At 59.6% G+C, this 25,860-nt stretch carries 29 protein-coding genes and 1 pseudogene; 11 read left to right on the plus strand and 19 right to left on the minus strand.

The features are described 5' to 3' along the window. Positions 1–258 precede the first annotated feature (258 nt). From phnV to phnR, 5 genes are all read right to left on the minus strand, one after another. Entirely contained in the window at positions 259–1,056 is a 798-nt protein-coding gene (phnV, locus tag RRF55_RS19040) for a 2-aminoethylphosphonate ABC transport system, membrane component PhnV (RefSeq protein WP_004145044.1), read from the minus strand. 2 nt (positions 1,057–1,058) lie between these two features. Then, positions 1,059–1,919 carry a 2-aminoethylphosphonate ABC transporter permease subunit gene (gene phnU / locus RRF55_RS19045; RefSeq protein WP_032415829.1) on the minus strand — a complete coding sequence of 287 codons (861 nt, stop codon included), beginning with the start codon at positions 1,917–1,919 and terminating at the stop codon, positions 1,059–1,061. Then, entirely contained in the window at positions 1,919–3,031 is a 1,113-nt protein-coding gene (gene phnT / locus RRF55_RS19050) for a 2-aminoethylphosphonate ABC transport system ATP-binding subunit PhnT (RefSeq protein ID WP_004150258.1), read from the minus strand. The genes phnU and phnT overlap by 1 nt, the downstream gene beginning before the upstream one ends. A gap of 5 nt (positions 3,032–3,036) precedes the next feature. Then, a complete protein-coding gene (gene phnS / locus RRF55_RS19055; protein ID WP_032415830.1) occupies positions 3,037–4,050 on the minus strand; it encodes a 2-aminoethylphosphonate ABC transporter substrate-binding protein in 1,014 nt (337 codons plus the stop codon). 176 nt (positions 4,051–4,226) lie between these two features. Further along, the gene (gene phnR, locus RRF55_RS19060; RefSeq protein ID WP_004145049.1) at positions 4,227–4,946 is read right to left on the minus strand and encodes a phosphonate utilization transcriptional regulator PhnR; all 720 of its coding nucleotides are present in this window, start codon (positions 4,944–4,946) and stop codon (positions 4,227–4,229) included. A 141-nt stretch (positions 4,947–5,087) separates the two neighbouring features. On the opposite strand from phnR, the gene phnW reads away from it, so the two are divergent. Next, the gene (phnW, locus tag RRF55_RS19065; RefSeq protein WP_004181579.1) at positions 5,088–6,191 is read left to right on the plus strand and encodes a 2-aminoethylphosphonate--pyruvate transaminase; all 1,104 of its coding nucleotides are present in this window, start codon (positions 5,088–5,090) and stop codon (positions 6,189–6,191) included. A 9-nt stretch (positions 6,192–6,200) separates the two neighbouring features. Further along, on the plus strand, positions 6,201–7,010 hold the full coding sequence (gene phnX / locus RRF55_RS19070; RefSeq protein WP_016532492.1) for a phosphonoacetaldehyde hydrolase: 810 nt from the start codon (positions 6,201–6,203) through the stop codon (positions 7,008–7,010). On the opposite strand, the gene nepI is transcribed toward phnX, so the two are convergent. Further along, positions 7,007–8,200, minus strand: a complete 1,194-nt coding sequence (gene nepI / locus RRF55_RS19075; RefSeq protein WP_004186250.1) for a purine ribonucleoside efflux pump NepI — start codon at positions 8,198–8,200, stop codon at positions 7,007–7,009. The genes phnX and nepI overlap by 4 nt on opposite strands. Positions 8,201–8,411: 211 nt before the next feature. On the opposite strand from nepI, the pseudogene RRF55_RS19080 reads away from it, so the two are divergent. Continuing rightward, positions 8,412–8,773: pseudogene (locus tag RRF55_RS19080) on the plus strand (type II toxin-antitoxin system RelE/ParE family toxin). Beyond that, positions 8,757–9,080, plus strand: a complete 324-nt coding sequence (locus RRF55_RS19085) for a helix-turn-helix domain-containing protein (protein ID WP_004173862.1) — start codon at positions 8,757–8,759, stop codon at positions 9,078–9,080. The pseudogene RRF55_RS19080 and the gene RRF55_RS19085 overlap by 17 nt, the downstream one beginning before the upstream one ends. A 128-nt stretch (positions 9,081–9,208) precedes the next feature. Here RRF55_RS19085 and RRF55_RS19090 read toward each other — a convergent pair whose 3' ends face one another. From RRF55_RS19090 to ivbL, 8 genes are all read right to left on the minus strand, one after another. Beyond that, positions 9,209–9,661, minus strand: a complete 453-nt coding sequence (locus tag RRF55_RS19090; RefSeq protein WP_439419155.1) for a DUF1198 domain-containing protein — start codon at positions 9,659–9,661, stop codon at positions 9,209–9,211. A gap of 136 nt (positions 9,662–9,797) precedes the next feature. Further along, a complete protein-coding gene (gene uhpT, locus RRF55_RS19095; protein WP_002923280.1) occupies positions 9,798–11,189 on the minus strand; it encodes a hexose-6-phosphate:phosphate antiporter in 1,392 nt (463 codons plus the stop codon). Between the two features lie 145 nt (positions 11,190–11,334). Beyond that, positions 11,335–12,663, minus strand: coding sequence for an MFS transporter (locus tag RRF55_RS19100; RefSeq protein WP_004145056.1), 1,329 nt, complete (start codon positions 12,661–12,663; stop codon positions 11,335–11,337). 11 nt (positions 12,664–12,674) lie between these two features. Next, complete coding sequence (uhpB, locus tag RRF55_RS19105) at positions 12,675–14,156, minus strand: signal transduction histidine-protein kinase/phosphatase UhpB (RefSeq protein ID WP_004151519.1); 1,482 nt, start codon at positions 14,154–14,156, stop codon at positions 12,675–12,677. A gap of 17 nt (positions 14,157–14,173) precedes the next feature. Further along, a complete protein-coding gene (gene uhpA / locus RRF55_RS19110; protein WP_002923282.1) occupies positions 14,174–14,767 on the minus strand; it encodes a transcriptional regulator UhpA in 594 nt (197 codons plus the stop codon). Positions 14,768–14,917: 150 nt separating this feature from the next. Next, positions 14,918–15,205, minus strand: a complete 288-nt coding sequence (gene ilvN, locus RRF55_RS19115; protein ID WP_002923283.1) for an acetolactate synthase small subunit — start codon at positions 15,203–15,205, stop codon at positions 14,918–14,920. A gap of 3 nt (positions 15,206–15,208) precedes the next feature. Further along, entirely contained in the window at positions 15,209–16,897 is a 1,689-nt protein-coding gene (gene ilvB, locus RRF55_RS19120) for an acetolactate synthase large subunit (protein ID WP_032439063.1), read from the minus strand. 104 nt (positions 16,898–17,001) lie between these two features. Further along, entirely contained in the window at positions 17,002–17,097 is a 96-nt protein-coding gene (gene ivbL, locus RRF55_RS19125) for an ilvB operon leader peptide IvbL (RefSeq protein WP_002923286.1), read from the minus strand. Between the two features lie 12 nt (positions 17,098–17,109). Here ivbL and RRF55_RS19130 point away from each other — a divergent pair, with 12 nt between their 5' ends. The 5 genes from RRF55_RS19130 (at position 17,110) to emrD (ending at position 20,647) form a co-directional block, all read left to right on the plus strand. Beyond that, a complete protein-coding gene (locus tag RRF55_RS19130) occupies positions 17,110–17,277 on the plus strand; it encodes a hypothetical protein (RefSeq protein WP_004150272.1) in 168 nt (55 codons plus the stop codon). A 452-nt stretch (positions 17,278–17,729) separates the two neighbouring features. After that, positions 17,730–17,849 carry a type I toxin-antitoxin system toxin TisB gene (gene tisB, locus RRF55_RS19135; protein ID WP_004145059.1) on the plus strand — a complete coding sequence of 40 codons (120 nt, stop codon included), beginning with the start codon at positions 17,730–17,732 and terminating at the stop codon, positions 17,847–17,849. 90 nt (positions 17,850–17,939) lie between these two features. Continuing rightward, entirely contained in the window at positions 17,940–18,386 is a 447-nt protein-coding gene (locus RRF55_RS19140; protein WP_002923294.1) for a GNAT family N-acetyltransferase, read from the plus strand. A gap of 67 nt (positions 18,387–18,453) precedes the next feature. Beyond that, positions 18,454–19,287, plus strand: a complete 834-nt coding sequence (locus RRF55_RS19145) for a DMT family transporter (RefSeq protein ID WP_002923296.1) — start codon at positions 18,454–18,456, stop codon at positions 19,285–19,287. Positions 19,288–19,462: 175 nt separating this feature from the next. Continuing rightward, positions 19,463–20,647, plus strand: coding sequence for a multidrug efflux MFS transporter EmrD (gene emrD / locus RRF55_RS19150; RefSeq protein WP_004181587.1), 1,185 nt, complete (start codon positions 19,463–19,465; stop codon positions 20,645–20,647). Positions 20,648–20,806: 159 nt separating this feature from the next. Here the strand turns inward: emrD and dsdC are convergent, their stop codons facing one another. Further along, complete coding sequence (dsdC, locus tag RRF55_RS19155; RefSeq protein ID WP_032421918.1) at positions 20,807–21,730, minus strand: DNA-binding transcriptional regulator DsdC; 924 nt, start codon at positions 21,728–21,730, stop codon at positions 20,807–20,809. Beyond that, positions 21,730–21,864 (minus strand): hypothetical protein, encoded by a 135-nt coding sequence (locus RRF55_RS19160; protein ID WP_032433289.1) that lies wholly within the window; start codon positions 21,862–21,864, stop codon positions 21,730–21,732. The genes dsdC and RRF55_RS19160 overlap by 1 nt, the downstream gene beginning before the upstream one ends. A 91-nt stretch (positions 21,865–21,955) precedes the next feature. On the opposite strand from RRF55_RS19160, the gene dsdX reads away from it, so the two are divergent. Continuing rightward, complete coding sequence (dsdX, locus tag RRF55_RS19165; RefSeq protein ID WP_032415832.1) at positions 21,956–23,293, plus strand: D-serine transporter DsdX; 1,338 nt, start codon at positions 21,956–21,958, stop codon at positions 23,291–23,293. A gap of 17 nt (positions 23,294–23,310) precedes the next feature. Beyond that, positions 23,311–24,639 carry a D-serine ammonia-lyase gene (dsdA, locus tag RRF55_RS19170; protein WP_004186258.1) on the plus strand — a complete coding sequence of 443 codons (1,329 nt, stop codon included), beginning with the start codon at positions 23,311–23,313 and terminating at the stop codon, positions 24,637–24,639. A 3-nt stretch (positions 24,640–24,642) separates the two neighbouring features. On the opposite strand, the gene RRF55_RS19175 is transcribed toward dsdA, so the two are convergent. From RRF55_RS19175 to RRF55_RS19185, 3 genes are all read right to left on the minus strand, one after another. Beyond that, positions 24,643–25,065 carry a hypothetical protein gene (locus tag RRF55_RS19175; RefSeq protein WP_004889115.1) on the minus strand — a complete coding sequence of 141 codons (423 nt, stop codon included), beginning with the start codon at positions 25,063–25,065 and terminating at the stop codon, positions 24,643–24,645. A 74-nt stretch (positions 25,066–25,139) separates the two neighbouring features. Further along, positions 25,140–25,502 (minus strand): DUF202 domain-containing protein, encoded by a 363-nt coding sequence (locus RRF55_RS19180; RefSeq protein WP_032415834.1) that lies wholly within the window; start codon positions 25,500–25,502, stop codon positions 25,140–25,142. Next, positions 25,492–25,839, minus strand: a complete 348-nt coding sequence (locus RRF55_RS19185; protein ID WP_002923305.1) for a YidH family protein — start codon at positions 25,837–25,839, stop codon at positions 25,492–25,494. Before RRF55_RS19185 ends, RRF55_RS19180 begins: the two co-directional genes overlap by 11 nt. Between the last annotated feature and the right edge of the window lie 21 nt (positions 25,840–25,860).

Raw genomic sequence — 25,860 nt, forward strand, 5'->3', positions numbered from 1 at the left:
ACTGGTGCGCTCCATTTATGCCGGATGGCGGCATACATGCCTTATCCGGCCTACGTTCCTTCCTGCGGGCTCCCCCCAGGACCGGCAAGCGCAGCGCCGCCGGGCAGGACACTTCAAGCTCCATACCTATGGTTGTGCCGGATGGCGGCATAAATGCCTTATCCGGCCTACGTTCCTTCCTGCGGGCTCCCCCCCAGGACCGGCAAGCGCAGCGCCGCCGGGCAGTCAGACCCGTGCCCTGGTGGCGTCATCAATTCTTTATCTCTGGCTTAATCGGCGGGCGATACGCTCAAGCTTCATCATCAACAGCAGCGTGACGCCCACCAGCACAATGGTCAGCGCCGAGCCATCGGCGATATTGCCGCGATCGGTGAGGCTGAAAATGGTCACCGGCAGCGTCGTCCAGCCCGGCGGATAGATCATCACCGTCGCCCCTAGCTCTCCCATCGACAACGACAGGCTCAGCGCCAGCGCCGAGATCATCCACGGCGTCATCAGCGGCAGTGTCACATGGCGCAGGCGATACCACGGCGAAGCGCCCAGGCTGGAGGCGACGTTTTCAATATCAGCGGAAATACGCGCCAGCCCGGTCGTTACGTTGCTGAAGGTAAAGGCGGAGATCAGCACGAAGTGCGCCGCCAGAACGATAAAGAAGGTGCCGTTCATCTGCAGCGGCCCCTGGCTGAACGCCACCAGAATGCCCAGCCCGACGGAAACCGAGGGGATGGCGCTGGGCAGATAAAACGCCAGGCCAAGATATTTCTGTAGCGTCGCGCCATACTGGCGCAGCGCCAGCGCCGCCCACATCCCGCACAGCAGCGCCAACAGGCTGGCGCAGAAGCCCACCATCAGGCTCGAAAACAGCGAATCCCACGCCGCGCCGCGAAAGGCGTTAACAAAGTGGGCAAAGGTAAAGCCGGTGGGCAGCAGGCCGTTCCATTGTTTACTCAGGCTGGAGAGTAAAATCACCGCCAGCGGCAGCAGGAAAACGCCGGCAAAAAGCGTCACCGCCAGCGCGCCCGCCGCCGCGCGGCCTTTACGCGACCAAATCAACATCGTTAACTCCTTACACCAGTGCGCGCCGCCGCCAGCCGATAGAGCATAAACAGCCCCAGCGACAGCAGAATATTGATCAGCGCAATCATGCAGGCCACGCTGTAATCCGACTCCAGAATCGCCTTGCTGTAGACCATCATCGGTAGGGTATTGACCCCTTTGGCGCCAATAAACAGCACGATCCCGAACTCGTTAGTGGTCAATAGCAGGCACAGGCTGCCGCCCGCCATCAGCGCCGGGAGCGCTGCCGGGAAGATAACCTGGGTAATCACCCATAACGGATGAGCGCCGAGAATACTCGCCGCTTCCAGCTGGCTCTTATCTATCTGCCGCAGTCCCGCCATCAACGGACGCATCACTAGCGGCGTAAAGACGGTAATCTCCGCCAGAATCACGCCGTTAATCGAATAGAGGAAGTCTACCGGCGGCAGTTCAAAAGCAAACAGCGCCATCAGGGTGCCGTTGAGCAGCCCCGCCGAGCCGTAAATAAAGGTGAATGCGAGAGTGATAAGAAAGGTCGGCAGCGCAATAAAAGTATCAATGACCCGGCCCACCAGTTGGCTGCCGGGGAACGGAATAAACACCAGAATCAGCGCCAGCACGCTGCCGAGCACCAGACAGCCAAGGGTGGCGAACACCGCAATCTGTAAGGTATTGAGCAGCGCGCCAATAAAGCGTTTTGAGTCAATCACCTGCCAGAAGGTCTCGAGGCTCAGGTTGCCGCTGGCGTCGCGCAGCGCCTGTTCGGCGATCAGCAGTAGCGGATAGAAAAACAGCGTCGCCAGCACCAGCAGCGGCAATGCCAGCCACAGGTAAGGCCGTAAGTTTCGCGCCGGACGCGCAAGCGTGAGGGTTTGCGCCATCATTGCACCTCGATCAGAACCGCATCGCCAGGTTCGAAGTAGAGCGCCAGCTTGTCCCCCGCGCGCGGCAGCGGGTTCACGTGGGTCATGACGATCCGCACCGCTTCGCCGGCAACATCGCACAGCAGATGCGTCAGATCGCCCTGCCAGTGTACCGAGGTCAGGGTAGCATTGAGACGATTACTGGTTGCCGATCGCGGCGCCAGGCTCATGTGCTGCGGGCGAATGCATAACAGCTTGTTGTTGCCATGCAGGCCGCCCCGGCTGAAGGCGTTAATCAGGCCGCCGCCGCAGCTCACGCTAACCAGCCCCGGCTCGGGGCTGTCTTTCAGCGCCGTCGCCTGCAGGATATTGGCGCGGCCGAGGAATTCGGCGCTAAAGCGGTTCGGCGGATAGTGGTACAGCTCGTGCGTTTCACCGTGGGCGATCAGCGACCCGTCTTTCATGATGCCGATTTTGTCCGCCAGGGTCAGCGCTTCGGTCTGATCGTGGGTGACGTAGAGAATGGTCAGTTCCGGCAGTTCGCGATGCAGACGGGCAATCTCTTCCACCATGTTATGACGAATTTGCGCATCCAGCGCCGACAGCGGTTCATCAAGCAACAGCACCCGAGGACGCACGGCAATCGCGCGGGCTATCGCCACGCGCTGCTGCTGGCCGCCGGAAAGCTGATGCGGGTAGCGGGTGGCGTAATCCGCCATGCCGACGATTTTTAAGGCTTCAGTCACCCGCTCGGCGATAAGCCCCCTGGGCTGCTTTTGCGCCCGCAGGCCGAAAGCAACGTTATCTTCCACCTTCATATGCGGGAACAGCGCGTAGTTCTGCACCACCATCGCCAGCCCGCGTTTGTACGGCGGCAACTGGGTGACGTCAGTATCGCCGATCAGGATCCGCCCGCCAGCCGGTTGCACAAAACCGGCAATCGCCCGCAGCACCGTGGTTTTCCCGGAACCGGAAGGGCCAATCAGCGCCAGCACCTCACCGGGCTCAATGGTCAATGACAGCGGTTTTAAGACCACGTTGCCGTGGTATGAAACGCGCAGCGAGTCCAGGGTGATCCCGGACGTCCCCGCCAGCGACGGGGAAGAAGTGACGGTGGTTTTCATCAACATCAGGCTTACTCGCTATCGGTCACTTTATGCCAGCGGGCAATGTCAGCCGACAGCGATACCGCGACATCGTCCCAGTTCGGCTCCCAGCTCTTCACGCCGTCGAGCGCCGCTTTCGCCGCCTTAAAGTTAGCATCATCCGGCGCCACATCGCTGCGTACCGGCAGGCCCCAGGAGCGCGCGCTGACGCTGGATTGCGCCGGTTTATCCAGCAGGAAATTGATCAGCTTCTTGCCGTTTTCGCTGTTCGGTCCGTTCTGTACCAACCCGATGGTGTAGGGCAGCGCCAGCGCGCTGCGCTCGCCTTTGTCATCCGCCGGCCAGAAAATTTTAACGTTCGGGTTACGCGCCATCTGCGACAGGTTCATCTGCAGATCGCCGTTGGCGACGTACAGCTCGCCTTTGTTGACCAGCGCCGTCAGCTTACCGGTCGAGGCCGATGGGCCAACGTTATTGGCCTGCAGCTTGCCCAGATACTCGAAGCCGGCGTCTTTACCGCCGAGGCTGTGGAACGCCTGCAGCATCACCGCGGTACCGTCGCCCGCCTGACCCGGCGTGGAGTACTGCAACTTGTTCTTGTAGCGGCTATCCAGCAGATCCTGCCAGCTGGCCGGCGCGGTTTTCAGCAACTGGCTGTTATAGATGAAGGTCAGATAGTTGTTCACCAGCGGCGCGTAACGGTCGTTAGCGCCGGGGATCTGCGCGCTTCCCTGCGGGGTAAAGGTTGCCAGCAATTGCTCTTTCGCGGCGCGCTGGATAAACGGCGGCACCGTGACCAGCACATCAGCCTGCGGATTGGTGCGCTCCTTGGCCAGACGCTCGACGATCGCGCCGGAGCCGCCTTCCACATACTGCACTTTAATGCCCGTCGCTTTGGTGAAGGCAGCAAACTGGCTCTGATACCAGCTGTTATCGCCGTCATGCAGGCCGTCGGCGGAGTAAACCGTGACGACGCCGTCCGCCCAAACCGGAGAGCTGGTCAGCGCGAACAGGGACAGCAGAGCAAGTCGGGAGAGTTTCATCGTGTAAGCCTCATCGCAGTTAGTTATTCTGGTGTAGACCAGATTTGCCTTCACGCTACCGATGGTTTATGACAAAACGATGAAAGAAGTGTGTCGAAGGAGTTAAAACGAGCGGGATGCGTAGCCCCGGTAAGCGCTAGCGCCACCGGGGAGATCAAAAAATTTAACTAATAAAATCAATGGGTATCGACTTCGATCCGCAGGCTGTCATGCCGCCAGTATTCAATATCATAATCGAGAATACGCCCATGCTGATCGTAATTCAGCCGGCGTAACAGCAGCGCCGGGCGCCCCTCCATCACCCCCAGCGCCTCGGCGGCCTGCGGCGGCATTGAGGTGGGATAAAACGACAGATGCATACTGGTATAGATCAGGTCGTAGTGAGTTTGATAAATCTCGGTCAGACTGCCGTTGAGATCGTGGCGCAGCAGCTCAGGCACCCGCGCGGGCAGACAGTGGTTTTCGCAGTAGCACACCGGCCGGCCGTCGGCATAGCGCAGCCGGGTCAGCAGGTAGACCTGATCGAAGGGCTGCAGCGCCAGCGGCGCCATTACGTCCAGCGGCACGGCAGCCAGGCGGCCATCAAGCAGCACCGTTTTCGGTTCGCGCCCCTGCTCGAGACACAGCTTGTGGAAGTTGGTATTTTGCGTCGGATCCAGCCATAGACGCTCCGGCGTCACGAACCAGCCGCGACGGTCGGCGCGGTAAATCACGCCGCTGGCCTCCAGCTGCGCCAGGCTCTCACGCACCGTAATCCGGGTCGTGTTGAACAGCGCGCACAGCTCGCGCTCGGAAGGCAGCTTGTCGCCGCTTTTGAGGGCGCCGTTTTGAATACGCGCCTGCAGCTGCGCCTTAATCATCAGATATTGCGGCATCTCGCCAGAGGGTGATTTCATGTTTACTCACTGCCACTTTTCGTGCGCTCATTATACATAGCCAGATGAATTTTTTGTTGCAGCGCCACATTTCCTTTGACCCTTTCCCGGCTTTGTCTCCATGATAACTATAAATCTGGTATAGACCAAATGGTGAGACAAATGACTTCACGAAATTACCTGCTGCTGACCCCCGGCCCGTTAACCACCTCCCGTACGGTGAAAGAGGCGATGTTGTTCGATAGCTGCACCTGGGATGATGATTACAATCTCGGCGTGGTACAGACCATTCGCCAGCAGCTGGTGCAGTTGGCTACCCCGGCCGACGGTTATACCGCAGTGCTGCTGCAGGGTAGCGGCAGCTACGCGGTCGAAGCGGTGCTCGGCAGCGTCATCGGCGAACAAGGCAAAGTGCTAATCGTCAGCAATGGCGCCTATGGCGCGCGTATGATTGAGATGGCGCAACTGATGGGCATCGCCTGCCACCCTTACGACTGCGGCGAAGTCTCCCGTCCGGACGCGGCGGCGATCGAACAGATCCTGCAGAACGACCCGGCGATCACCCATATCGCGATGGTACACAGCGAAACCACCACCGGTATGCTGAATCCGATCGAAGAGGTGGCCGAACTGGCGAAACGGTACGATAAACGCTATATCGTCGATGCGATGAGCAGCTTCGGCGGCATTCCACTGGATATCGCCGCGCTGAATATTGATTACCTGATAAGCTCCGCCAATAAATGCATTCAGGGCGTGCCGGGCTTTGCCTTCGTGATTGCCCGTGAAGCGGAGCTGGCCGCCTGCAAAGGCCGTTCACGCTCGCTGTCGCTGGATCTGTACGCCCAGTGGCGCTGCATGGAGGACAACCACGGCAAGTGGCGCTTCACCTCGCCGACCCATACCGTGCTGGCCTTCGCCCAGGCGCTGAAAGAGCTGGCGCAGGAGGGCGGCGTCAGCGCTCGCCATCAGCGCTACCGCAACAATCAGCGCCGGCTGGTCGCCGGGATGCGCGCGCTCGGCTTCCGGCCACTGCTCGACGATAGCCTGCACTCGCCGATCATTACCGCCTTTTATTCACCGGATGCGCCGCAGTATCGCTTTCACACCTTCTACCAGAAGCTGAAAGATCAGGGCTTCGTTATCTATCCGGGCAAAGTATCGCAAAGCGACTGCTTCCGCATCGGCAACATTGGCGAAGTCTACGACGCCGATATCACCGCCCTGCTGGCGGCTATCGACAACGCCATGTACTGGAAACAATAAGGAACCGCCATGAACCGTATTAGCGCACTGATCCTTGACTGGGCAGGCACCACCGTAGACTTCGGCTCTTTCGCCCCGACGCAAATCTTCGTCGAGGCCTTCCGCCAGGCCTTCGATATTGAGATCACCCTTGAAGAGGCCCGCGTGCCGATGGGGCTTGGCAAGTGGCAGCACATTGAGGCGCTGGGCAAACTCCCCGCTGTCGATAGCCGCTGGCAGGCCAAATTCGGCCGCGCGATGACGGCCGCGGATATCGATGCGATCTACGCCGCGTTTATGCCGCTGCAAATCGCTAAGGTTGTCGATTTTTCCGCACCGATTGCCGGCGTGGTCGACACCATCGCCACGTTTCGCGCCGAGGGCCTGAAGATCGGCTCCTGCTCGGGCTATCCGCGCCCGGTGATGGAAAAGCTGGTACCGGCCGCCGCCGCCCAGGGCTACGCCCCGGACCACTGGGTCGCCACCGATGACCTTGCCGCCGGCGGTCGTCCGGGCCCGTGGATGGCGCTGCAGAACGTGATTACCCTGGGCATAGACGATGTGGCCCACTGCGTGAAGGTCGACGACGCCGCGCCGGGCATCAGCGAAGGGTTACATGCCGGGATGTGGAGCGTCGGGCTGGCGGTGTCCGGTAACGAATTCGGCGCTACCTGGGAGGAGTACCAGGCGATGTCGAAAGCGGAAATCGCCACCCGCCGCGAGCGGGCGGCAGGCAAACTGTATGCCGCCGGGGCGCATTATGTGGTTGATACCCTGGCGGACCTGCCGGAAGTGATTGCCGACATCAATGCCCGGCTGGCAAAAGGCGAGCGGCCTTAAGCGGGTGAATTCACCTTCACTTTGGCCGCCACCAGCAGGCCGGTAAACAGCATCAATATCCCTGACAACACCAGCGGCGACAGCAGCCCTAAGTGGTCAAGCGCAATGCCGCCGACCGCGGCGCCGCAGGTGTTGGCCAGCTGGATCACCGCCACCTGAATCGACCCGGCTTTTTCCGCCTGATCGGAGAGGGAACGGGTGATCCACGTTGACCACCCCACCGGGATCAGCGCAAACGCGAAGCCCCAGATAATCGCCACCGTCGAGGCGATGATTTTGCTCTCTCCCCACAGCACCAGCGCCACCGCGCAGGCGGTCAGCACCAGCGGCGCGATCGCCAGCGCCGCTTTTACCGAACGCTTGAGCAGCACCGAGGAGAGCGAGGTGCCGATAAAGCTGGCGATACCAAAGCTCAGCAGCACCAGCGTCAGGCCGTCGACGTCAAAACCGGCGAGGGTCATGTAAACCGGGCGAATATAGGTAAAGAAGGCGAACTGTCCGGCAAAGGCCATGAAAATGGCGCACATTCCGGCCATCACCCCCGGACGCTTCAGCAGACCAAACATATTTTGCTGCTGAGAAGCCGATTCACCGGGCAGCGACGGCAGCGCTTTCAGCACCCAGAGCGTACACAGCACGCCCATCACCGCCGCGCCGTTAAAGACGTTGCGCCAGCCGATAAGCCCGCCAAGGAAACTGCCCAATGGGGCAGCAATTACCAGCGCGATCGATACCGCGCCGAAAATAATCGATAGCGCTTTCGGCACCACGCGCATCGGCACCAGCCGCATGGTCAGCGATGCGGACATCGCCCAGAAACCGCCGAGCGCCAGGCCCAGACAGGCGCGCCCCAGTAGTAGCAGGGTGAAGCTATCAGCGAAAGATACCAGCAGGCAGGAAAGGGTCAGCAGCAGCGAAAACAGGATAACCACGTAGCGGCGATCGGTTTTACCTATCACCGTGGTGATAAACAGGCTGGAAAACATCGCGACGAATGCCGTCGTCGTCACCGACTGCCCGGCCATCCCTTCGGAGATGCCTAAATCCAGCGCCATCGGCGTCAGCAGACTGACCGGTAGAAATTCGACGGTAATCAGGCAGGCAACGCAGAAAGCAACCGCGAAGACCGCCGACCAGTTTGGTCGCGCCAGCTCGCGTGCATGGGGTTTGGTTTCATTTGAATGACTCATGAGTGACCTGCGAAGAAAGTGGCGGAAAGCTGCGCAGTGTAACATTTTGTTTGTGACGCATTTAACGTTTTCGCAACTCTCATCGCTTTTCATAAGAGGATGCGTAGCTGCTCGTATGTTTAAAAAAACGTTGCTTGCTATCGCTTTAACAAATCTCAGGAGAATTTAATATAGCACTATGTGCTATACTTTTAACGACAGGATGTCAGCAATGCGTATCTTCAAAACCAAATGGTTCGCCAGAGAGGCTAGCTCTCATGGCATTTCCGACGACGAGCTCTATCAGGCAATTCAATCTGCGCTTCAGGGCAAGGTGGTTGATTTAGGAGGAGGGGTTTATAAAAAGCGACTCAACAAGAATCGCGATCGCGCAATCATCCTTACCAAAAAAGCGCAGAGTATTGGTTTTATACCTTTCTATATGCCAAACAGGATATGGCCAATATCAACCATCGCGAATTAATGGGGATTCGTGAGTTAGCAAAACACTATGCCAATCTCTCTGAAGAGAAAACGACGGCCTTAGTTAAAAGTAAAGAATTAGTGGAGATTTGCGATGACAGCAAAAAATAAATACAAAAGCCCGGCTTTCGAAGCGATCCATAGCGCTGCGTCGGGGCTATTCAGCGTTGGCGCAATCCCACAGGAAACAATGCGCCATTTTGATGAATCATGTCTCGGTAGCGTAGCCGCACTTCAACCCATTGAAATTAAAGCGCTACGTGAACAACTCAATGTTAGCCAACCCGTGTTCGCTCGTTATCTGAATACCAGCGTGTCTACCGTGCAAAAATGGGAGACTGGCGCTAAGCGACCAAGCGGAATGTCATTAAAATTGCTTAGCGTCGTACAAAAACACGGCCTGAAAATCCTACTGTAGTTATCCTGCCGGATGGCGCTTACGCTTATCCGGCCTGCAAGTGACGAGTGCGGAAACCGTAGGCCGGATAAGGCGCAGCCGCCATCCGGCACAAAAAGCGATGAACCCCAGGCCGAATAACTATGAGATCAGTGCAGCCAGTGCACGCCGTCTTCCGGGAGAAACAGGTCGTTATAGCGCCGCTGAAGGTTATGCAAATCGCTCATATCCGGATCCAGCTCGCGCAGAAACCCTTGCGCCAGGCGGATCTGCGCCTCGGTGATCGGCGCCGCTAAACGCGCTTTTTGCATCAGGCGATACCAGTAATGCAGGTTTTTTTCGCTGGCGTCGACAATCGCGACCTGCCAGATGAGCAGCACCTGGGCGGCGTTCTGCAGATGTGCTTCATTCGGCCGCTCCAGGTAACGCAAATACTCATTACCGGCGGTTTTTCCCAGCTGATCGATCATCGATTCCAGCGGGACAGGCGTGATGCCGAGGCGTTCGCTCAGGCGGCGGATCGCGCGGCGTGAATCAGAGGTAAGCACCCGAAATCCCACAACAAACACCACTACCAGGGTGGCCAGTCCTATCCAGATCATGCATCCTCTCATCCAATCGCAGCCTGACTATCATAATGGGAATTTGCCTGCTGTCGACTGTCGGACCTGGCATAATGCGCAAGAAATAAAAAAGCCCGGCGCGAAGGCCGGGCAAGGTTACCAAATACCTGGTGAATCAGGCGGTCTGCAAAATACGGTTCTTTTTCTCGCGGCGAATTTTACGCTCTTCAAAGATAGCCACGATGGCCATCAGGCAGATACAGCCGACGGCGGCGGCGTCCAGCGCCGCAAAGGTGCCGGCCCAGCCGGTCAGGCCGAAGACCGGGGTGCCGTCGGCGATCATCCCAAGACCCAGTTTGGCGAAGCTATCGCCGATCAGATAGGCGAAGGTGCCCTTGATTCCATCGGCGGCGCCGATCGCTTTTTTCGGTACGAAACCGACGGCGGCGACGCCGATCAACAGCTGCGGACCAAACACCAGGAAGCCCAGCGCAAACAACGAGGCCAGATAGACGTACTGGTTGCTGGCATGTTGGTAAACCCCGAGGGTGGCGATAATCAGCGCCAGCGCGATGCAGGCCACCAGCGCGCGGCGGCCGTTGGCCAGATCCGACAGCCAGCCCCACAGCAGCGTGCCGACCAGCGCGCCGACCTCAAACAGGGTAAAGCCCTGAATCGCCACCTCTTTCGACAGCTTCAGCTCCTGGAAGGCGTACACGGTGGACCACTGATCGATACCGATACGCACCACGTAGAGGAAGATGTTGGAGAAGCACAGCAGCCAGATCACTTTGTTTTTCAGCACGTACTCAACAAAGATCTGCCACTTGGTCATCGCATTTTCTTCGGTCTCTTTGTCCTCTTCGCTGATCGCTTCGCCAAACAGCTCTTCCGCCGTGCCGAGGCCGTAGGATTCCGGAGAGTCGCTACCGTAGCGCAGGCCGATAAAGCCAACGATCAGCGCAATAATCGACGGGAAGATAAACATGCCGATCACATGGCCGTCGAACAGATAGTTGGCGCCAAACAGCGCCACGCCCGCCGCGCCCGCGCCGCCGAGGTTGTGGGAGATATTCCAGAAGCCGAGGAAAGTGCCGCGTTTGCGTCTGGGCGTCCACTTGGTGATGGTGGAATAGCTGCACGAGCCGCCGGTGCTCTGGAAGAAACCGCTCAGCGCATAGAAGGCAATCATCAGGAACAGGCTGGTAGAACCCGCCCCCATGCTGGCGCTAAAGCCCAGCATACAGATGGCGGAGAGGATCAGCATAAACGGCAGGAACTGCTTGGTGTTTTTGCCGTCGGCATAATAAGAGACCAGCGTCTTGCCCACGCCGTAGGTGATGGAGAAGCCCAGGCCAATCATCCCCAGCTGGGTCATGCTCAGCCCGTAGGTGGAGATCATGTCGTTCTGCGCGATGTTAAAGTTCTTGCGGATCAAGTACATGGTCAGGTAGCCGATGAAAACCACCAGATAGGACTGCATGAAAGGTTTGAACCACATTTTGCGCCGCACATCGAGCGGCAGATCCAGGGTCGGCTTGCGCACCTGATTCAGAAAGGCCAGCATGGGTATCTCCTGAGCTGATTTTTTATGCCTGCGTAATAACCAGGCATTGTAAAAACCAGCGCGCCGTCTGGCCTGAGACGGCGTCCAGGTAAAACCGGGAAAATTTCTTAGTTTTGCCCCGTTCGCGGCGAAAGGGTGAGCTACATCACGCTTCGCTGGCGGTACGCGGCGCCTGCGCGTTTAAAAACGGCAGCAGCAGCAGCGCGGAAATGCCGGCGGCAATCGCAATCACCACGAAGAATCCGGTCCAGTGCCAGATATCCATCACCTGCGCCAGCGGCCAGCCGGAAAGCGAGGCGCCAAGATAAGCGAACAGGCCGACAAACCCGGTTGCCGCCCCGGCGGCTTCTTTATGCGAACATTCCGCCGCCGCCATGCCGATCAGCATCTGCGGGCCGAAAACGAAGAAACCGGTAGTGAAGAAGCAGGCCGCCTGCATGACATAGCTGGCGAACGGCATCAGCCACAGGCCGCCAACCGACAGCAAAATTCCGGCGGCGAAAATCAGGTTCATCGGCCCACGGTTGCCGTTAAACAGCTTATCCGAGCCCCACCCCGCCACCAGCGCACCGATAAAACCGCCCAGCTCAAACATGGTCACCGCCGAGTTAGCGGTCACCAGATCGACGCCGAGCGTCTCCGACATATACAGATTGCCCCAGTCGTTAATCGCCGCCCGCACCACGTACACCAGCACATAGCACAACGACAGCAGCCAGATGTAGGGATTGGCCAGCACGTAGCGGGTCAGGATCGCTTTACGAGACATCCCAGCGCCTTCCTGCTGCTGGGCGATTTCCAGCGCATCGTGACGCCAGTCGCCCACGGCGGGTAACCCCACCGCCTGCGGGCGATCGCGCAGCCGCCAGCACAGATACAGTCCGGCGAGGATCGCCAGACAGCCGGCAATGGTCATCCCGGCACGCCAGCCGTAGTGCAACGCCGCCGCTCCCACCACCATCGGGATCAGCGCGCCGCCGACGTTATGCGCCGTATTCCATAGCGCCCACCAGCCGCCGCGCTCGGTCCGCGAATACCAGGCCGTCAGCAGTCGGGCGCAGACCGGCGAGCCCCAGCCCTGGAAGAAGGCATTCAGCGCCCACAGCAGCGCGAAAGCCCATAGTGAGGAAGAAAAACCGAACAGAATATTCACCACCCCGGTGGCGATAAGCCCCAGCCCCATAAAATAGCGGGCGTCGGAGCGGTCGCTGACGATACCGGAGAAAAATTTCGACAGCCCGTAGGTGATATAGAACAGCGTGGCCAGCAGGCCAATATCGCTGCGGGTCAGGACGTTGCTGGCGAGAATTTCCGGGACCGCGGCGTTAAAGCTTTTGCGGGTGAAATAGAACAGCGCGTAGCCCAGCCAGATGGTCAACAGGATATGGCGACGCCAGTAGCGATAACGCGCATCAAGTTCGCGTTTATCGCTAATCGGCGCAGCGTCCGGCGGGGCTTTTAAAAAGGCGAACATCGGCGATCCTCTCAGGCGTAACGCAGCGGTAGATTGACGCACACCCGGGTACCGTGGGTGCAGGAGATCGTCAGTGTGCCGCCCAGGGCGGTCACGCGCTCGCGCATGCCGGTCAGGCCGAACCCCTGCAGATTCGACCCCGGCGGCAGGCCGCAACCGTCATCTTCCAGCACCAGCATTAGTCGCTCATCCTGCTGCCAGCCCTGCAGAGTGACAGCGCTGGCGCTGGCGTGCTTGACGATATTATTCAGCCCCTCCTGGCAAACGCGAAACAGCGTCACGCGCTGGTTCTCGCTCAGTCCCGCCTCGTTAATCCGCCAGTCGAGATGGCTGACAATGCCGCGGTCCTCCAGCTCCATCTCGCGCATCAACGAACGTACCGCCTGCTCCAGCGGCAGGTCGTCGAGCTGACGCGGACGCAGACGGCCTAGCAGTCTACGCACCGAGTCGTAAACTCCCAGCGACAGCTGTTCTATCAGCTGACCGCTCTGGCGCACGCTGGCGTTGTCCGGCGCCAGCCGCTGTACGATCCCGGCCTGGGTGCGGATCGCGGTGATGGTCTGGCCGATATCATCATGGAGCTCGCGGGCGACGTCTCGCCGCACGCTCTCTTCGGTCTCCAGCAGGCGTTCCGCCAGCCGACGATTACGCGCCAGCTCGCTTTGTAATGACTGGTTCAGCTCGCGTAGCCGCTGGATCCCCGCCCCCAACAGCAGCCCGGTGAGGCTCTGTGCCAGCAGGGAAAGCAATAAATCGACCGGGTGATCGTGCCAGGTCTGGCTGGCAATCAAGGCGATAGCGTTCATCAGGGTGGCGATCAGCGCGCCCTGCCAGCCGTAGTGCCAGGCGAGGGCGATAATCGGCAGCGCCAGACAAAACGGGGTAAAGCGGGAGAGCTCGGCGGGCAGGCCAAGCTGCAGCCACAGGCTAATGGTGAATAACAGCAGATACCAGATCAGATGCCGCCCGCGCCAGTTAACCGGCTGCGCCACCAGCGCCGGCCCCAGCGGCCGCCAGACGGTGCTGGTAAGATAGTGCCAGAAAACCAGGCAGGTCGGCGCCAGCGTCAGGCCGCCGGTCAGCGTCAACAGCAGGGCGTTAAGCCCCTCGTCCCCCTCCGCCAGCCACGGCAGCGATTGCAGCAGCGCGGCGGCCATTAACGCCCCGCCCTGACGCAGCAGCGTCAGCCAGTCGCGCTGCTGCCGGTAGCGCGAGATCAACGCCACCGGCAGCAGAGTCAGCAGGCTACCGGTCATCAAAATTATCGGGTGCGCCAGCGCCACCTCCTGCGCCAGCCATAAGATAAGCAGCCACTCGGTTCCCAGCAGCACTGGCCAGTAGCCGCGGGGGCATTGCAGCATTAACCCCAGCCGCAGGCCAAAGGGAAACAGCAGCACCGCTAAATCCGCGCGTTCCACCAGATGCAGACTGATGCTCCACAGGCAGAACCAGGCGGCCGCGAAGATAAAGGCGCAGCCGATGACCGACAGCAATCGTGAGACGACGGCCTTCATTGCCAGCTATCGAACATGCGGCGCGCCAGCTCAACGTCGTTGCTGACGCCCAGCTTTTCCAGCAGGTTGGCGCGGTGTACGTGGACGGTTTTCGGCGACAGACCGAGCTCGGCGGCAATCTCTTTCACCGCCATGCCCTGCGCCAGCTTTTCCGCCACCTGACGCTCGCGTTTGGTGAGCGGATCCTGGCGCCCGGCGGCCAACTTCATGGCGATATCCGGCGTGAGATAGCAACCGCCCGCCGCCACCGTGCGTACCGCGGCGATAAGTTCATCGGGGCTGCAGCGTTTCGACAGGAAGCCGCGCGCGCCGGCATTCAACGCTTGCTCGATCAGCGCCGGGCTATCGTGTACCGACAGCATGATGGTCGCCATCCCCTTCGGCAGCTGGCTGAGCAGCTCCAGCCCGGAAATATCCGGCATTGAGATATCGCAGATACAGACCTGCACGCCGCGCCCCGGTAGCCCCGTCAGCGCCTCGCGACCGCTACCAAATTCGGCGACAACCTGAAAATCAGCTTCCAGCCCCAGCAGCTGAGCAAAGCCGGAGCGGACAATCAAATGATCGTCAATAAGGGCGATGGTGGTCATGGTGTGTCCTGGTGCCTGAAAACGCCGGATGGCGGCGTAAACGCCTTATCCGGCCTACGGATTCACTGCTTGTAGGCCGGATAAGCGCAGCGTCATCCGGTAAAGGCGCTTACCTTAGCGATAAGCACGTGGCTGTTCAAGCCTTGAGCGCTATTCGAAGAACACCGCAATTTTGTTAAACATGGTGGGATCGGACTGGTTACGCGCCACTTTGGTGACATCCTCAAGCTTTTCAATCTGGCTAATCATCTGCCCCAGTCGCTGGTCATCATTTACCAGCAGCCAGATGCGGCTGTGTTCGCTGCCCTGAATTGGCAGACAGAGAATGCCTTCGACGTTAAACGCGCGACGGGCAAAAAGCCCGCACACGTGGGTCATGACGCCGGGATGGTTGCGGACGGTGAGTTCCAGAATGACGTTATCACATTGTTTTTGCATGGCTTATTCCCCCACCATTTCAGTATTGGCCGCACCCGGCGGTACCATCGGATACACTTTCTGCTGTGCGTCGATGCGCACGTGGATCAGCGCCGGCCCCGGACGGTCGATGATCGCCTGCAGCGCCGCCTGCGGATCGACTTCATTATTTAAATCACAGGTTTGCAGGCCAAAACCGGCGGCAATCTGCATAAAGTTAATCATCCCCGGATAGGTGGCGGCAAAAACGCCCTGCTGATAGAACAGGCTCTGCTGCTGATGCACCAGCCCCAGCGCTTCGTTGTTCAGCAGGATAATTTTTACATCCAGCTGATTTTCGGCGGCGGTGGCCATCTCCTGAATATTCATCATCAGGCTGCCGTCGCCGGAGAAGCAGATAACCTTGCGCTGCGGATTCGCCAGCGCAGCGCCGATGGCCGCCGGCAGGCCGAAGCCCATGGTGCCGAGGCCGCCGGAGGTCAGCCACTGGCGCGGACGATTGAGCGGGTAGGCCTGCGCCGTCCACATCTGGTGCTGGCCAACGTCGGTAGTGATGATCGCTTCATCATCCACGCAGGCGGCCACGGCGTTAATCAGGCCGTAATGGGAGAGCGGGTCGCTTTCCTGCGGGATGGCGCAGGGGAATTCGCGCTGCAAGTCGGCCACCAGCTGGCGCCATTCCTCGCGCGGCTGCGCCTCAATCTGCGGGTTCAGCTGGGCTAAGACTTCCGCCACATCGCCCTGAATCGCCACGTGCGGTTGCTTGATTTTGCCCAGTTCGGCGCGGTCGATATCGACGTGGATAATCTTCGCGTTCGGGCAGAACTGCTCGGTCTTGCCAATCGCCCGGTCATCAAAACGGGCGCCTAAAACAATCAGTAAATCCGCCTCCTGCAGAATGAAGTTGGTGCTGCGCGCGCCGTGCATCCCCAGCATCCCCAGCGACAGCGGGTGCGCCTTCGGCAGCATGCCCAGCGCCATTAAGGTCATGGTGGTCGGCAGGTTGGCTTTTTCCGCCAGCTCACGGATCGCCTGCGGCGCGTTAATCACCCCGCCGCCCAGATACAGTACCGGGCGTTTCGCCGCGTTGATCATTGCCGCCGCTTCACGCACGCTTTCAGGCGCGAATGCCGGTGCCGGGGCGCGCTCGCCAGGCTCAGGCAGCGCTTCCAGCTCAATGGTCGCCGACTGCACGTCCTTAGGAATGTCTATCCACACCGGCCCGGGACGCCCGGACTGGGCAATACGGAAGGCGTCGCTGATCACCTGCGGCAGCTCGGCAATGTCGCGCACCAGATAGTTATGTTTGGTGATGGGGATAGAGATGCCGTAGGTGTCCACTTCCTGGAAGGCGTCGGTACCGATCATCGAGGCCGGTACCTGGCCGGTGATGCAGACCAGCGGAATCGAATCCAGGCGGGCATCGGCGATCGACGTCACCAGGTTCGTCGCCCCCGGGCCGCTGCAGGCCATACAGACCGCCGGCTTTCCTTCGGTACGCGCCATCCCCTGGGCGATAAAGCCCGCGCCCTGCTCGTGGCGCGCCAGGATGTGGCGGATTTGCGTGCTCTGGCTTAAGGCATCGTAGATAGGCAGGATGGAGCCGCCCGGAATGCCGCTGACCATAGTGATACCCTGGCGCTCCAGTAAATGAACAACCAGCTGCGCGCCGGTAAAGCGCATTGTGTTTGATGTGGTGCCCGAACTTGCCATGCTCCAGTCCTTTTCTTCTGGGCCGACTTTACCGGGGGGCTCGCCAACAAAAAACCCCGCTCGGTTTGCGCCGGCGGGGTTTGGAATTCGTGTTGTTCCGGACCCTACGGCGCATTGCCGACGACGACCACCACAGACACGACGACCACCGCGGCTGGCGCGGTTTTTAGTAGGGTCGAAGCGATCAGGGTTGCGTTCATTAGGGACCTGTTGTGTCGAAAAATAAGCTGAATTTATACAAACACAGGTTTTACGTTTTCACAATGGATTTATTTTCATCCACGAAAATTTGCGCGAAAGATCACAGTTCGGCGCAAAAGGACAGAAAACAAAAAACCCCGCCGGAGCGAGGTTTTTATCAGCATGGTTACAGGTGGTAGCCGCAAGCACACTGTATTACGTCAACGCCAAAAGTATACGCGATCGCTGCAGTTCGCGCAATTTAAGGTCGGTTTTTCTCTGTCATAGAGTATGGATGAGAGGGGCGGATTTGTCCAAAAAATACTGTTCATCCATACAGTATTTATCTATACTGGGTGTGTTCACTTTGTGCCATTCGGGGGCCGCAAGTTTGACCGGCGCAACGAAGTCCTGGCTGAAACGGGTGGTGCCGTCAGTGCCTTAACCCCGAGAGAGCACACTGTGTTACGTCAACAACGTGCAGTCACTGGCCCGCGCGGCAACGCGTGGCTCAGCGCTGCGCACCCCTGTCGTTGCAGGCGGCGGGCCGGGAAGCCGTTCATGGAAAGGACGAACTATCGGCCAGGGCAGACGCCGCCGGCGACAGGCAGGGATAAGCTGGCAACGGGCAGCGGAAAGGTACGTCAGCTTATTGTGCTCCTTAACCACAGGAGACGCGCGTATGGGCGGAATGGATATTATTATTTTGATCCTGAAACTCATGGTTGCTGTGTTGCAACTACTTGATGCAGTCCTGAAACAGTTCCGCTGATTCAGGTTCAAGTCGCACCTGAGGGGGGCGGGATACCGCCCCCCTGCAGGCGCCCGCCGGGCGTCCCGGGATGACTTGATGGAGGAAGCTATGCCACCCCTGTTAATTGCCGCCACGACGCCGGATGCCCCGGGGTTCGCGGCGCTACGAATTGAAAGCCTTGAACAGCATTTCAATATGCTGCGCCGCCTGGCGGAAAACTGGCAGAGCGGCAAAAACCGCTTTAACGCGCCGGGCGAAACGCTGCTGGGCGCCTTCGTCAACCACCAGCTGGTAGGGGTATGCGGCATCAATAGCGATCCCTTCAGTCCGCAGCCGCGGGCCGGGCGCATTCGCCACCTCTACATCAGCGAACGCTACCGTCGCCGGGGCATCGGCCAGCAGCTGCTGGTCTCGGTTATCACCCACTCCAGCGCCTGGTTCGACTTTCTCAACACCCATGCCCCGGCGCAGGCCTGGCCCTTTTATGAAAGGCTTGGTTTCCGCCCGGTGTACGATGAACCGCGGGTGACGCATCGCCTGTTTTGTTCGCTTTAACCCCCGCTGGCAGGCAGCGCGGGCGCGTGTTACATTCCGGTGACCTTCACTGTTGAACCTGTCTGCGATGACCCTCACCGTATTCTGCATTTTGCTGTTCGCCGCCCTGCTGCACGCCAGTTGGAACGCTATCGTCAAAGCCAGCGGCGATAAAATGTACGCGGCGATCGGCGTCAGCGGCTCGGCCGCGCTGATCGCACTGGTGATGCTCCCCTTTGCCCCGCAGCCCGCGCTGGTCAGCGCCCCCTATCTGCTGGCGTCGTGCGCGTTACAGGTGGTGTATACGGTGCTGGTGGCGAAGACCTACCAGGTATCGGATATGAGCCAGACCTATCCGCTGATGCGCGGCACTGCGCCGCTGCTGGTGGCGGCGATAAGCGTGCTGTTCCTCGGCGATCGTCTGTCGCCGCTGGCCTGGTTGGGCATCGGCGTCATCTGCCTGGCGATTCTGGCGATGGCCTTTAACGGCCGCGCCAGCTCGCGCAAAGGCATCGTGCTGGCGCTGATCAACGCCTGCTTTATCGCCGGTTATACGCTGGTGGACGGCACCGGCGTCCGGCTGGCGGGCTCGGCGCTGGGCTACACCCTGTGGACCTTTTTTATGAACGGCTTCTGCCTGCTGTGCTGGGCGATGGTGGCGCGACGGCGTGAGGCCAGTCGTTATTTACGTCAGCACTGGAAAAAAGGCATCCTCGGCGGGATCGGCACCATGGGCTCCTACGGCCTGGCGCTATGGGCGATGACCCAGGCCCCGCTGGCGGTGGTCGCCGCGCTGCGTGAAACCTCCATTCTCTTCGGCGCGCTGATCGCCTTTATCGTCCTGAAAGAGCAACTGATGCCGCTGCGCATCGTGGCCGCCTGCGGGATTGCCGCCGGGGCGATCCTCCTGCGCCTGGCGTAGCCTGAGATGGCAACATTAGTTGCCGTTCCTGTTTACATAATCTGCCTGGAATTTCCTCAACAATCGGCACTTTGCAGTTGTTCTGTCATTTTAATATGGTAGATTCCTCCATCGTTTACGGGATGTGGTAGTCACATATTCTTCATTTCTCTTTACTCACAAAGTATTCATCGACATGAAACGGCATAAGAACTTCAATTTGTTGTTGATGCTGGTACTGCTGGTGGCCGTCGGCCAGATGGCGCAGACCATTTATATTCCGGCCATCGCCGACATGGCGGTCGCGCTGAACGTCCGCGAAGGGGCGGTACAAAGCGTGATGGCGGCCTACCTGCTGACCTACGGTATTTCACAGCTATTCTACGGCCCGCTCTCTGACCGCGTCGGTCGCCGCCCGGTGATCCTCGTCGGGATGTCGATTTTTATGCTGGCGACGCTGGTAGCTATTACCACCCATAGCCTGCCGGTGCTGATCGCCGCCAGCGCCATGCAGGGGATGGGCACCGGGGTCGGCGGCGTGATGGCGCGTACCCTGCCCCGCGACCTGTACGAAGGCGCTCAGCTGCGTCATGCCAATAGCCTGTTAAATATGGGTATTCTGGTCAGCCCGCTGATTGCCCCGCTGCTCGGCGGCATCCTCGACACCCTGTGGAGCTGGCGCGCCTGCTACGCTTTCCTGCTGGTCCTGTGCGCCGGGGTGACCTTCAGCATGGCGAAGTGGATGCCGGAAACGCGCCCGGAAGGGGCGCCGCGCACCAAACTTCTGGCCAGCTACAAAACGCTGTTCGGCACCGGCGCCTTTAACTGCTATCTGCTGATGCTGATCGGCGGCCTGGCGGGGATTGCGGTATTCGAAGCCTGCTCCGGGGTGCTGATGGGCGCGGTGCTCGGCCTGAGCAGCATGGCGGTGAGTATTCTGTTTATTCTGCCGATCCCGGCGGCGTTCTTCGGGGCGTGGTTTGCCGGCCGCCCCAACAAGCGTTTCCCGACCCTGATGTGGCAGTCGGTGATCTGCTGCCTGCTGGCGGGTCTGATGATGTGGATCCCAGGGCTGCTGGGCATCATGACCGTCTGGACCCTGCTGGTGCCTGCGGCGCTGTTCTTCTTCGGCGCCGGGATGTTGTTCCCGCTGGCCACCAGCGGCGCGATGGAGCCGTTCCCGTTCCTCGCCGGAACCGCCGGGGCGCTGGTGGGCGGCTTGCAGAATATCGGCTCCGGCGTGCTGGCCTGGCTGTCGGCGATGATGCCGCAAACCGGTCAGGGCAGCCTCGGCCTGCTGATGATGCTGATGGGCCTGTTGATTCTGCTGTGCTGGCTGCCGCTGGCCTCGCGCTTTACCCACCATCAGCAGCCGGTATAAGCGCGGCGGTGGTTCCCCGGATGGCGGCTGACGCCTTATCCGGGCTACCGGACTGGTCGTCTGCCGGCCCGCGCATGCGCAGTGCCGTCATTTTGCCGGGTGGCGGCTCACGCCTTACCCGGCCTCTCTAACAACTCCGAGGGATAGCCCGGCTCTTTTTCAGGTCAGGCTATGCAGCCACTCGATAAAGGCGTCGATTTTCGGCCACTGGCGGCCCGGCAGGGTGGTCACGTAATAATGCTGATGGCATTTCAGCGTCATATCGCCGAACGGCGCGATAAGCTCGCCGCTCTCCAGCCGCTTCTGCACCAGCCGTTTACGCCCCATCGCTACCCCGACATGATTCATCGCCGCAATCACCGCTAAATCAGAACGATCGAAGCCGATGCCCGACGATTGCGGCAGTTCAATTCCAAATTGCTGTGCCCAACTGAACCATTCATCGGTGCCGGAATCATTGCTCCATGCCTGGCGATCGTGAAGCAGCGTACAGTGGCGCAGACTGGCAGGATTTGACGTTAACTGCAGCTGGCGGGCGTAATACGGCGTACATACCGGCACGATCGCCTCATCCATCAGAAAATAGTGGCTTAGCTGCGACGACGGCGCGTCATCAAAATAGATTGCCAGATCGATACCCGCCCGCTGCAGGTTGACGTTATCGTTGCCGGTCAGCACGGTCAGGGAGATGGCCGGGTAGCGGCGACTGAAATCCCCCAGCGCCGGCACCAGCCAGCACTGGGCGATAGAGGGCCGCGAGTAGACCGTCAGACTGCCGGAGAGCTCCTGGTTTTTGATGTCCAGAATCTCCTGATTGAGACCATCCAGTGACGACTTCAGCGCCCAGTAAACGCGCTTCCCTTCACGCGTCAGCTCCACTTTGCGGTGCGAGCGGACAAAGAGCTGGATCCCCAGCTCCTCTTCCAGCTGATTAATCCGGTGACTGACGGCGCTTGGGGTGAGCGCCAGCTCGTCGGCGGCAAGGGCGAACGACTCGTGCCGCGCCGCCACCTCAAACGTCGACAGCCTGGAGAGTTGCCAGCCGTTCAGCAACCGGGTACCTAAGGTTTTTAGCACATCCATTATGCGCTCCTGGCGATAATAGGGAGTCTGGATGATAAAAAAATAACGCCGGAACTTCCGCTAAAGGATGAGTTAATTTGACCCATAGCATATTTAGAGGTCACTTTTAGAGCTAAATCACCTTTTTGATTCAATTTGGCTCATCTGAAAGGTCATTTATATCGTTTGTCAGCCCATGCCGAGTTTCTGTTCAATAACCACACGTTACTTACGGCGAGGTGGGGTATGGAATCGCAAATTTGGGTTGTGAGCACATTGCTGATTAGCATCGTGTTAATTGTATTAACCATCGTCAAACTGAAGTTTCATCCGTTTCTGGCGCTGCTGCTGGCGAGCTTTTTCGTCGGGGCGATGATGGGAATGGGCCCGCTGGAGATGGTCAACGCCATTGAGAGCGGGATCGGCGGTACGCTGGGCTTCCTGGCGGCGGTGATCGGTCTCGGCACCATTCTCGGCAAGATGATGGAGGTCTCCGGCGCGGCGGAGCGCATCGGCCTGACGCTCCAGCGCTGCCGCTGGCTGTCGGCGGACGTGATTATGGTGCTGGTCGGCCTGATCTGCGGCATTACCCTGTTTGTCGAAGTCGGGGTGGTGCTGCTGATCCCGCTGGCATTCTCCATCGCCAAAAAAACCAATACTTCGCTGCTGAAGCTGGCTATTCCGCTGTGTACCGCGCTGATGGCGGTGCACTGCGTGGTACCGCCGCATCCGGCCGCGCTGTTCGTGGCGAATAAACTGGGGGCTGATATCGGGACGGTTATCGTCTATGGCCTGCTGGTCGGCCTGATCGCCTCCCTGGTCGGCGGCCCGCTGTTCCTCAGGCTGCTCGGCAACCGCCTGCCGTTTAAACCAGTGCCAGCCGAGTTTTCCAACCTCGACGTTCGCGAAGAATCGACGCTGCCGTCGCTCGGCGCTACGCTGTTTACCGTGCTGTTACCGATTGGCCTGATGCTGGTGAAAACCGTCGCTGAACTGAATATGGCGCAAGGCGGCACGCTGTATACAGTGCTGGAATTTATCGGCAACCCCATCACCGCGATGTTTATCGCCGTCTTTGTCGCCTATTACATGCTCGGCATCCGTCGGCAAATGGGGATGGGCGTTCTGCTGATTCATACCGAAAACGGCTTTGGGTCCATCGCCAACATCCTGCTGATTATCGGCGCCGGCGGCGCATTCAACGCGATTTTGAAATCCAGCGGCCTGGCCGATAGCCTCGCGGTGATCCTGTCGAACCTTGATATGCACCCGATTTTGCTGGCCTGGCTGGTGGCGCTTATCCTGCACGCCGCCGTTGGCTCCGCCACCGTGGCGATGATGGGTGCTACCGCCATCGTTGCCCCGATGCTGCCGCTTTATCCCGGCGTAAGCCCGGAGATCATCGCCATTGCCATCGGTTCCGGCGCCATTGGCTGCACGATCGTCACCGATTCCCTGTTCTGGCTGGTAAAACAGTACTGCGGCGCCAGCCTCAGTGAAACGTTCAAATACTACACGACAGCGACATTTATCGCGTCGCTACTTGCACTGGCCGCCACCTTCCTGCTTTCTTTCATTATCTGAGCGCAAAGAGACGTATGATGAAACACGCTGACCTGACCACCTTAACCGCGACCTTCCCGCTTGTGCAGGATCTGATCGCCCTGAAAGAAACCACCTGGTTTAACCCGGCAACCACCACCCTGGCGGAGGGGTTGCCTTACGTCGGTCTGACCGCCGACGATGTGCAAGACGCCCATGCCCGCCTTCAGCGCTTCGCGCCCTATCTGGCGGCAGCCTTCCCGGAAACCGCCGCGAGCGGCGGGATTATCGAATCAGAAGTGGTTGCCATTCCGGCAATGAAACGCAGCCTTGAGCAAAAATTCGGCCAGCCAATTAGCGGCGAACTGCTGCTGAAAAAAGACAGCCATCTGCCAATCTCCGGCTCAATCAAAGCGCGCGGTGGGATTTATGAAGTGCTGACCCATGCGGAAAAGCTGGCGCTGGAAGCCGGGCTGCTGACGACCGCAGACGATTATCGCAAATTGCTGACGCCGGAGTTTAAACAGTTCTTTAGCCAGTTCAGCATCGCCGTCGGCTCCACCGGCAACCTTGGGATGTCGATCGGCATCATGAGCGCGCGCATTGGTTTTAAAGTCACGGTGCATATGTCCGCCGATGCCAGGGCGTGGAAAAAAGCCAAACTGCGCAGCCACGGCGTAACGGTGGTTGAGTATGAAGAGGACTATGGCGTGGCGGTCGAACAGGGGCGCAAGGCAGCGGAATCCGACCCGAACTGCTTTTTTATCGATGATGAAAACTCGCGCACGCTGTTCCTCGGCTATGCCGTAGCCGGCGAGCGCCTGAAAGCGCAGTTCGCTCAAGCAGGACGCGTGGTCGATGCCGATCATCCGCTGTTCGTCTATCTGCCGTGCGGCGTCGGCGGCGGCCCCGGCGGCGTGGCATTTGGCCTGAAACTGGCCTTCGGCGACCACGTTCACTGCCTGTTCGCCGAACCGACCCATTCGCCATGCATGCTGCTCGGCGTCTATACCGGGCTCCACGACCAGATAGCGGTGCAGGATTTAGGCATTGATAACCTGACCGCGGCCGACGGTCTGGCGGTCGGCAGGGCGTCCGGGTTCGTTGGCCGGGCAATGGAGCGCCTGCTCGACGGGTTCTATACCCTTGACGACCAGACGATGTATGACATGCTGGGCTGGCTGGCGGCAGCGGAAAATATCCGCCTTGAACCCTCCGCGCTGGCCGGGATGGCCGGAGCGCAGCGCGTCTGCGCCAGCAAAGCGTACCATCAGCTGCAGGGGCTGAGTGAGCAACAGCTGCAGCAGGCCACCCACCTGGTGTGGGCCACCGGCGGCGGCATGGTGCCGGAGGAGGAGATGGCGCAGTACCTGGCGAAGGGGCGCTAATCTTTAGCGCAGCAGCGGCATCAGCGCCTCTGGCGGCCGCTGCTGTCGCCGCAGGTCCCGCATCACTCGCATATAGGGCCCGCTAAAATCGTAGAACTGCCGGTAACCCGCGCACAGCGGGTCTTCCTGTTCGCCACAGCGGCACAGGCGCAGCCACGGGCAGCCGTAGCAGGCGCTGTTGGCCGCCGGCGCGCCTGGCTGGGTCAGCGTCTCCCCGCACCAGGCGCTCAGCGTCTCGCTAAACAGTAAAATATTGATGCGCCCAATATCTTCCCGCACCCAGCGGTGAAAGACTGCGCAGAGAAACTCTCCCCAAAGCGCGGCGTCGCCGGCCGCCAGCTGCGGAATAAAATGGATAGCGGTGAGCCCCTGTTGACGAAGCTGCGCATAGAACGCCTGCGGTTGATGGCAATGATGCGCCTCCACCACGACAGCCTGAAAGGGAGTGTCATGTTGCTGGCCGGGGGCATGAGTGAGAGGCAAATTCGCCGGACATCCTGTCATGACATATCCCTAATGAATAAAACGATCGGTTGAAGGTGAGTAACAGCAAACAGGAATGCCAGAGAAAGTACTGCGAGTGCGATCAAAAATTTGTCACGAACCGCCCGCGGCTGTAAAAAATCGCTATCGTCGACGTCCATCAGATGACGACGGCGGGTATAGCCCCAGAGGATCACCGCCACAATCGCCAGTACGCCGATCGACAGCCATAACGGCAGGCCGGCGCGGTGCCAGCTGTGCTTAATCGCCAGCGCCATCAGCGCGCCGTAGCCCAACAGGGTGCGAAACCAGGCCAGCGAGGTGCGCTCTGGCTGAAGACCGGGATCGCTTTCCCGCCGCGCCCGGCGTTTATCCGCCATACACCACCAGCAGCATCACCGCGGCCACCACCGCCAGCAGCAGAATGCTAATCACCAGCAGCGTGCGGGTATAGGGAAGGTCCTGCTTGAGACGCATCGCCTTCTCGTTATTCAGCCAGCGCAGATAGCCATAGATGGCCATGCCGCCGGCAAAGAGACACAGCAGCAGGGCGAGAATTTCACGGATCAGCGGCGTGGCAAAGTCCGGCGCTAACTGGTCAAGGCCGACGCCGGCGGCGAGAAAACCGAGCGCCGTGCGGATCCATGCCAGAAAGGTGCGTTCGTTAGCCAGCGAAAAGCGGTAATCCGGCGCTTCGCCGAGGCGGGAGATTTTCATTACAGTTCCTTGTTCATCGCG

The organism is Klebsiella sp. K47 (assembly GCF_051858335.1).
GTDB lineage: Bacteria > Pseudomonadota > Gammaproteobacteria > Enterobacterales > Enterobacteriaceae > Klebsiella > Klebsiella pneumoniae.

Bases quoted from the DNA above. Each gene is read 5' to 3' on its own strand.
- phnU (WP_032415829.1), bottom strand. From the start codon at position 1,919: ATGGCGCAAACCCTCACGCTTGCGCGTCCGGCGCGAAACTTACGGCCT.
- ilvN (WP_002923283.1), bottom strand. From the start codon at position 15,205: ATGCAAAAACAATGTGATAACGTCATTCTGGAACTCACCGTCCGCAAC.
- RRF55_RS19100 (WP_004145056.1), bottom strand. From the start codon at position 12,663: ATGTTCGCCTTTTTAAAAGCCCCGCCGGACGCTGCGCCGATTAGCGAT.
- phnW (WP_004181579.1), top strand. From the start codon at position 5,088: ATGACTTCACGAAATTACCTGCTGCTGACCCCCGGCCCGTTAACCACC.
- dsdC (WP_032421918.1), bottom strand. From the start codon at position 21,730: ATGGATGTGCTAAAAACCTTAGGTACCCGGTTGCTGAACGGCTGGCAA.
- RRF55_RS19085 (WP_004173862.1), top strand. From the start codon at position 8,757: ATGACAGCAAAAAATAAATACAAAAGCCCGGCTTTCGAAGCGATCCAT.
- phnS (WP_032415830.1), bottom strand. From the start codon at position 4,050: ATGAAACTCTCCCGACTTGCTCTGCTGTCCCTGTTCGCGCTGACCAGC.
- RRF55_RS19145 (WP_002923296.1), top strand. From the start codon at position 18,454: ATGACCCTCACCGTATTCTGCATTTTGCTGTTCGCCGCCCTGCTGCAC.
- ivbL (WP_002923286.1), bottom strand. From the start codon at position 17,097: ATGAACGCAACCCTGATCGCTTCGACCCTACTAAAAACCGCGCCAGCC.
- dsdA (WP_004186258.1), top strand. From the start codon at position 23,311: ATGAAACACGCTGACCTGACCACCTTAACCGCGACCTTCCCGCTTGTG.
- phnV (WP_004145044.1), bottom strand. From the start codon at position 1,056: ATGTTGATTTGGTCGCGTAAAGGCCGCGCGGCGGCGGGCGCGCTGGCG.
- nepI (WP_004186250.1), bottom strand. From the start codon at position 8,200: ATGAGTCATTCAAATGAAACCAAACCCCATGCACGCGAGCTGGCGCGA.
- RRF55_RS19180 (WP_032415834.1), bottom strand. From the start codon at position 25,502: ATGGCGGATAAACGCCGGGCGCGGCGGGAAAGCGATCCCGGTCTTCAG.
- emrD (WP_004181587.1), top strand. From the start codon at position 19,463: ATGAAACGGCATAAGAACTTCAATTTGTTGTTGATGCTGGTACTGCTG.
- RRF55_RS19185 (WP_002923305.1), bottom strand. From the start codon at position 25,839: ATGAAAATCTCCCGCCTCGGCGAAGCGCCGGATTACCGCTTTTCGCTG.
- phnR (WP_004145049.1), bottom strand. From the start codon at position 4,946: ATGAAATCACCCTCTGGCGAGATGCCGCAATATCTGATGATTAAGGCG.
- ilvB (WP_032439063.1), bottom strand. From the start codon at position 16,897: ATGGCAAGTTCGGGCACCACATCAAACACAATGCGCTTTACCGGCGCG.
- phnT (WP_004150258.1), bottom strand. From the start codon at position 3,031: ATGTTGATGAAAACCACCGTCACTTCTTCCCCGTCGCTGGCGGGGACG.
- uhpA (WP_002923282.1), bottom strand. From the start codon at position 14,767: ATGACCACCATCGCCCTTATTGACGATCATTTGATTGTCCGCTCCGGC.
- dsdX (WP_032415832.1), top strand. From the start codon at position 21,956: ATGGAATCGCAAATTTGGGTTGTGAGCACATTGCTGATTAGCATCGTG.
- RRF55_RS19090 (WP_439419155.1), bottom strand. From the start codon at position 9,661: ATGATCTGGATAGGACTGGCCACCCTGGTAGTGGTGTTTGTTGTGGGA.
- RRF55_RS19140 (WP_002923294.1), top strand. From the start codon at position 17,940: ATGCCACCCCTGTTAATTGCCGCCACGACGCCGGATGCCCCGGGGTTC.
- uhpT (WP_002923280.1), bottom strand. From the start codon at position 11,189: ATGCTGGCCTTTCTGAATCAGGTGCGCAAGCCGACCCTGGATCTGCCG.
- phnX (WP_016532492.1), top strand. From the start codon at position 6,201: ATGAACCGTATTAGCGCACTGATCCTTGACTGGGCAGGCACCACCGTA.